General features: G+C 62.8%; 1 protein-coding gene and 6 tRNA genes. 1 reads left to right on the top strand and 6 read right to left on the bottom strand.

Annotated elements, in window-relative coordinates:
• Positions 1-150: 150 nt before the first annotated feature.
• The 6 genes from ACE026_RS08940 to ACE026_RS08965 form a co-directional block, all read right to left on the bottom strand.
• Positions 151-237: transfer RNA gene (locus tag ACE026_RS08940), tRNA-Leu, on the bottom strand.
• Between the two features lie 208 nt (positions 238-445).
• Positions 446-532: transfer RNA gene (locus ACE026_RS08945), tRNA-Leu, on the bottom strand.
• Positions 533-740: 208 nt separating this feature from the next.
• A tRNA-Leu gene (locus ACE026_RS08950) sits at positions 741-827 on the bottom strand.
• Between the two features lie 180 nt (positions 828-1,007).
• A tRNA-Leu gene (locus ACE026_RS08955) sits at positions 1,008-1,094 on the bottom strand.
• A gap of 180 nt (positions 1,095-1,274) precedes the next feature.
• Positions 1,275-1,361: transfer RNA gene (locus ACE026_RS08960), tRNA-Leu, on the bottom strand.
• A gap of 180 nt (positions 1,362-1,541) precedes the next feature.
• A tRNA-Leu gene (locus ACE026_RS08965) sits at positions 1,542-1,628 on the bottom strand.
• A 127-nt stretch (positions 1,629-1,755) separates the two neighbouring features.
• Here ACE026_RS08965 and rnr point away from each other — a divergent pair.
• A complete protein-coding gene (rnr, locus tag ACE026_RS08970; RefSeq protein WP_123728787.1) occupies positions 1,756-4,224 on the top strand; it encodes a ribonuclease R in 2,469 nt (822 codons plus the stop codon).
• Positions 4,225-4,246 lie beyond the last annotated feature (22 nt).

Consider the following 4,246-nt stretch of genomic DNA (forward strand, 5'->3'; position numbering starts at 1 on the left):
GTGCAGGGGCGGGCGCTGCCTCGGCCGGTGGGCACTGAGCACGTGATACGTTGAAACGAAAAACCCCGCTGAAAGGCGGGGTTTTTTTTGGTTACCGGACGGTAGAAACGAAAAAACCCGCTTGCGCGGGTTTGATCATTTTCTGAGTCATGGTGCCCAGGAGAGGACTCGAACCTCCACGAAGTTGCCCCCGCTAGCACCTGAAGCTAGTGCGTCTACCAATTCCGCCACCTGGGCGACTCAGGAGGAGAATTCTGCGGGAGAACGGCGATTGTGTCAACAGGATCGCGCGGAAAATTTTTCGCCAGTCGTCGGTCGCCGCGTCATCGTCGTGTTGATGCCACGCACCTCGTGCGTTACGCACTGACGCAGGGCAGAGCCGCGCATTGACGAACCGCAGAAACGAAAAAACCCGCTTGCGCGGGTTTGATCATTTTCTGAGTCATGGTGCCCAGGAGAGGACTCGAACCTCCACGAAGTTGCCCCCGCTAGCACCTGAAGCTAGTGCGTCTACCAATTCCGCCACCTGGGCGACTCAGGAGGAGAATTCTGCGGGAGAACGGCGATTGTGTCAACAGGATCGCGCGGAAAATTTTTCGCCAGTCGTCGGTCGCCGCGTCATCGTCGTGTTGATGCCACGCACCTCGTGCGTTACGCACTGACGCAGGGCAGAGCCGCGCATTGACGAACCGCAGAAACGAAAAAACCCGCTTGCGCGGGTTTGATCATTTTCTGAGTCATGGTGCCCAGGAGAGGACTCGAACCTCCACGAAGTTGCCCCCGCTAGCACCTGAAGCTAGTGCGTCTACCAATTCCGCCACCTGGGCGACTCAGGAGGAGAATTCTGCGGGAGAACCGCGTATGTGTCAACAGGATGTCGCAGGAATTTTTGTTCGTCGCTCGATGCAGCGTCATCGCCCACGGTGACGCGCGAATCGTGCGTGGCGGATGCAGGGCGGTAGAAACGAAAAAACCCGCTTGCGCGGGTTTGATCATTTTCTGAGTCATGGTGCCCAGGAGAGGACTCGAACCTCCACGAAGTTGCCCCCGCTAGCACCTGAAGCTAGTGCGTCTACCAATTCCGCCACCTGGGCGACTCAGGAGGAGAATTCTGCGGGAGAACCGCGTATGTGTCAACAGGATGTCGCAGGAATTTTTGTTCGTCGCTCGATGCAGCGTCATCGCCCACGGTGACGCGCGAATCGTGCGTGGCGGATGCAGGGCGGTAGAAACGAAAAAACCCGCTTGCGCGGGTTTGATCATTTTCTGAGTCATGGTGCCCAGGAGAGGACTCGAACCTCCACGAAGTTGCCCCCGCTAGCACCTGAAGCTAGTGCGTCTACCAATTCCGCCACCTGGGCGACTCAGGAGGAGAATTCTGCGGGAGAACCGCGTATGTGTCAACAGGATGTCGCAGGAATTTTTGTTCGTCGCTCGATGCAGCGTCATCGCCCACGGTGACGCGCGAATCGTGCGTGGCGGATGCAGGGCGGTAGAAACGAAAAAACCCGCTTGCGCGGGTTTGATCATTTTCTGAGTCATGGTGCCCAGGAGAGGACTCGAACCTCCACGAAGTTGCCCCCGCTAGCACCTGAAGCTAGTGCGTCTACCAATTCCGCCACCTGGGCGACTCAGGGGGCGAATTCTGGGCATCTCCCCGCGGGTTGTCAACGGTTTTGTGAAATTTCTTCACAATCCTGCACAGGAGCGCCGCTGACCGGTTCTGCACACGCGCAGCGGTTACTATTGAGGTCAATGAAACCAAAGAAACCGACCCAGGGCGCGAAAGCCCCCAAGTCCCCGGCGCCCAAGAAGGCAGCCGGTCCGTCGGGCAAGCCCCGCGCTGCCGCCAAGAAGGCCGGCAAGCTGCCCCCCTGGATGCCCGAATCCCTGAACACCGCTGAGCCGCCGCGTGGCAACAAGCGCGGCCCCAAGCCTGCGCATGCCGGGCCGATCCCGACCCGCCGCCGCCCGCACCCGACCCCGCTCGACGGTGAGGTCCAGGTGGACCCCTTCGCCGCCCGCGAGGCCGAGCGCTATGCGCAGCCGATCGCCAGCCGTGAGGCGATCCTGCAGCTGCTTGACCGCTGCGATGGCCCGCAGACCGCCGAAGAGATCGCCATCCACCTCGGCCTGACCGAACCGGACCGTGCCGATGCCCTGGGCAAGCGCCTGGGCGCGATGTGCCGTGACGGCCAGCTGGTGCAGAACCGCCGGGGCGGTTTCGCGCCGCTGCAGGCGGTCAACCTGATCACCGGCGTGGTGATCGCCAACCCGGAAGGGTTCGGCTTCCTGCGCCCGGTCGAAGGTGGCGACGATCTGTTCCTGCCGCCGTTCGAAATGCGCAAGGTGCTGCATGGCGACCGCGTGCTGGTCAACGTGACCGGCATCGATCGTCGTGGTCGCCGCGAGGCGAGCATCTCGCGTGTGCTCGAGCGTGGCATGAGCCGCCTGATCGGCCGCTTCAGCGTCGAGTTCGGCATCAACTACGTGGTGCCCGACGACAAGCGCGTGCAGCGCAACGTGCAGATCCCGCCCGACCAGACCGGCGATGCCCGCGATGGCCAGCTGGTGGTCTGCGAGCTGACCCAGGCGCCGGACACCCGCCGCCCGCCGATCGGCCGCATCATCGCCGTACTCGGCGACAAGCTGACGGCCTCGCTGGTGGTGGAAACCGCCATCCACGGCCATGAACTGCCGTTCGAGTTCCCGGCTGAAGTGCTGGCTGAAGCCACTGCCGTGCCGATGGTGGTCACCCCGGAACAGATCGGCCACCGCGAAGACCTGCGCAATACGCCGCTGGTCACCATCGATGGTGAGGACGCCAAGGACTTCGACGACGCGGTCTACTGCGAACCCAATGCCGAAGGCTTCCGCCTGGTCGTGGCGATCGCCGACGTCTCCAATTACGTGCGTCCCGGTACGCCGCTGGACAATGAAGCGCAGAAGCGCGCCACCTCGGTCTACTTCCCCGGGTTCGTGGTGCCGATGCTGCCGGAAACGCTGTCCAACGGTATCTGCTCGCTGATGCCCAAGGTCGACCGCATGTGCTTCGTCTGCGACATGCAGGTGAACCGCGAAGGCGAGGTCATCCATTCGCGCTTCTACGAAGCAGTGATGAACTCGCACGCGCGCCTGACCTACAACCAGGTCTGGGAAGCGGTGGGCGAGAACGACCCGGCCGCGCGCAAGGCGATCGGTCCGCTGATGCCGCAGGTGGATCGCCTGTACCAGCTGTATCACGTGCTGGCCAAGGCGCGTACCCGCCGCGGTGCGATCGAATTTGAAACCTCCGAAGTGCGCTTCGTGCTGGACAACACCGGCGAAGTCACGCAGGCCGGGATGATGGTGCGCAACGATGCGCACAAGCTGATCGAAGAATGCATGATCGCGGCCAACGTGCAGGCGGCGCGCTACCTGCTGGCCAAGCAGGTGCCGGCGCCGTTCCGTGACCATGAGCGTCCGCCGGAATCCAAGTACGCCGATCTGCTCGAGTTCCTGAAGGAATTCAAGCTGAGCCTGCCGCCGTGGTCGAAGGTGCAGCCGGCCGATTTCACCAAGCTGCTGAAGAAAGTGCGCGATCGCCCGGACGCGGCGCTGCTGGAATCGGTGCTGCTGCGCAGCCAGAGTCTGGCGGTGTACTCGCCGGACAACCTGGGCCACTTCGGCCTGGCGCTGGATGCGTACGCTCACTTCACCTCGCCGATCCGTCGCTACCCCGATCTGCTGGTGCACCGTGCGATCAAGCACGCGCTCAGTGGAGCCGCGCCGGAGAAGTTCACCTATTCGCCGCGTGAGATGGCTGCGCTGGCCCTGCAGTGCTCCGAGCGAGCACGCCGTGCCGATGAAGCCGAGCGTGAAGTGGATGAGCGTTACCGCGCCGCGTGGATGGAAAAGCACGTTGGCGGCCAGTTCGAGGGCGTGATCAGTGGCGTGACCAGTTTCGGCCTGTTCGTGGAACTGGACGAATCCAAGGTCAACGGCCTGGTCCACGTGACCCAGCTGCCGCACGACTATTACCAGTTCGACGCGGTGCGCAAAACGCTCAACGGCGAACGCCGCGGCAAGATCTACCGCCTTGGTGACCGGGTGCGGATCCTGGTGCTCAAGGCCAGCATGGAAGAGCGCAAGATCGACTTCCGCCTCGTCGAAGAGAAGGATGATTCGCTGCCCGAGCTGCCGCCGCGCGGCCAGCCCGCCAAGCGCCAGAAGCAGAAGTACTGATCGTCGCGTACCGGCCTACGGC

It is taken from the genome of Stenotrophomonas sp. AGC87, from assembly GCF_057333975.1.